Here is a 1991-nt window from a genome sequence, read left to right as displayed (position 1 = left end):
TCAATCATATGAAGCTAACTTTTACATAAAACCTGAAGCGATCGGCGCAGCAGCGGTTGAGTACTTGGATTTATTTGGTCTAACTGCATACGGCTACATGTGGGCACGCATGGTTGCAAAAGCAGCACCTAAAGTTGAAGAAGATGTGTTCTATGCGAATAAGCTTAAGACTGCTAACTTCTTCTTTAGTCGTCTTCTTCCAAGGACTCTTTCTCTTCTTGAGACGATTAAGTCTGGTAGTGAAGATACGATGGCGCTTGAAGCTGAAAACTTCTAAGTCTTATTTAGCGTCAATAAAAAACCGGTACTTGTTACCGGTTTTTTTATGTCTGACATTCGGCCAAAAAAAAGCGGCGTGGTCGCCGAACAAGACCATCGCCGCTGAGGTTAAACAAACTAATAACTAAGGAGGGAAATGAAAACCCTGAAACATCTCTGTTTCGTTAAGATAGATATTAGTTTTGGATGGGGCGTATTTTGATCGGCCGAAAGGCTTATTTGCTGAAAGTTAATAAAAACGAAAGGCGAGTTACTTAATTAAATAGCTTAAGAAGGCTGTCTTTAATCTTGTCTACGGCTTCGTTATCTTTCCCAATGATGCCGTCCAAGCGTTCACGATGCTTATTGATGACGCGATCAAGCTCTTTTTCTGTTTTGCGCTTTGCTTCATCAATAGCTGCATTTTGAACTTGCTGCTTCAGTGCGCTGTAGTTGATGTCGCAACGATGTTGATTGGCAATTAGCTTGCCTTGGCATGTTAAAGGAATGCTAATGTTCTGAAGTTTTGGATTGATGCGACAGGCATGTGTTGCGCCGTTCGCTTCAGGTTTTATGTAAAAGTTAGCTTCATATGATTGATTTAGAATATCAGCAGTACCATTTACGATTGTGTTCGTGCTATTCGAATTAAGCTTTGTATGTTGGGTTTGTATGACGGAGTTGTTTAACTCGATTGTACTTGTTAGCTTTTTGATGCTCGTTGAAGAGCCCGCTTTCTCAATGTCATATTTGTCATTATTAATATATGAAATGCCTTTACAGAGCCAAGCATCAATATTTATTCCGTCCACACGACCCTGTTGAAGTTCAGCTTGAACACTTCCTGAGTTAGTAGCTTTAAGATCTGGGATGGTGTTACCCGTCAGGGATATGGCGCCATTTAGATCAAGTGTACCTGCAAAGGAAATATCGTTTGTTTGCAGAGTAGGCGGCATAAGTTCTCCAACAATAAGACTATTCGCATCAATGCTAAGATCCCAAACTGGATTGGGCAGTTGTACATTCACGACTGCGGCGGCTGTGATACTTCCGTTCGCGACTGAGGCTTCATTAGTGCTTCTTATACGGCCGTTGTTTATCAAAATCGATGTTTTTATCCCTGAAGCCTCAATGTGCTGATATCTCAGTTTGTCTTGCACGAGATTAAAGGAGATGTCCGCCTTTTGGATGAAGTCCAATGGCAAGATCTGTTTGACTGCTTCGTTATTTGATTCAATTGCAGCGATATGTGGCGCGGTAACCTGCTTTTGCGAAGGAATTATGGCAGCGAGGTAGTTGTCTATAACCGCCTGATCGCCAGCCAATGAGATGTCATAAAAGTTGGCAGCTGGGCGCGCTTTAATTGAACCCAAGAACTTTGATTCGTCGAACGCTAAGTCGAAATTAGTGCTCTGTAAAGTTCCTGAACGAAATGTAAATGGAGCATCAACTCCTATGTTTTTAAAGGCTTTGTCGTTAATCGGTAAATTTAAACCTAAGTATTGGTTTACATTTGCAAGAGCAAAGGGTGCAACGTGAATCATGCCCGTTATATCAGGACTGGTGCGAAGCTTCTTGGCGACAAATTGAGTATCTAAAGCAATGCTGGCGCCACTGACCTGCATGCTCGAAGCGTTTAGTGTGTCACCTTTCAGGTCATACTCAAAGTTTCCAGTTAGCGAGAGCTGTATGGTTTTCTTATTAGGCATTATCCCAGAAAGGTCGAGATTATT

General features: G+C 41.8%; 2 protein-coding genes. One reads left to right on the top strand and one right to left on the bottom strand.

Annotation, left to right across the window (positions count from 1 at the left end):
- On the top strand, positions 1 to 277 hold a 277-nt coding region (locus A3738_RS23890), incomplete at its 5' end, for an acyl-CoA dehydrogenase C-terminal domain-containing protein (RefSeq protein ID WP_197473996.1).
- Positions 278 to 533: 256 nt separating this feature from the next.
- On the opposite strand, the gene A3738_RS23885 is transcribed toward A3738_RS23890, so the two are convergent.
- The coding region (locus tag A3738_RS23885; protein WP_231876749.1) for an AsmA family protein at positions 534 to 1991 on the bottom strand (1458 nt) is incomplete at its 5' end.

It is taken from the genome of Oleiphilus sp. HI0066, assembly GCF_001635725.1.
This window is presented reverse-complemented; position numbering and strand designations above follow the sequence as displayed.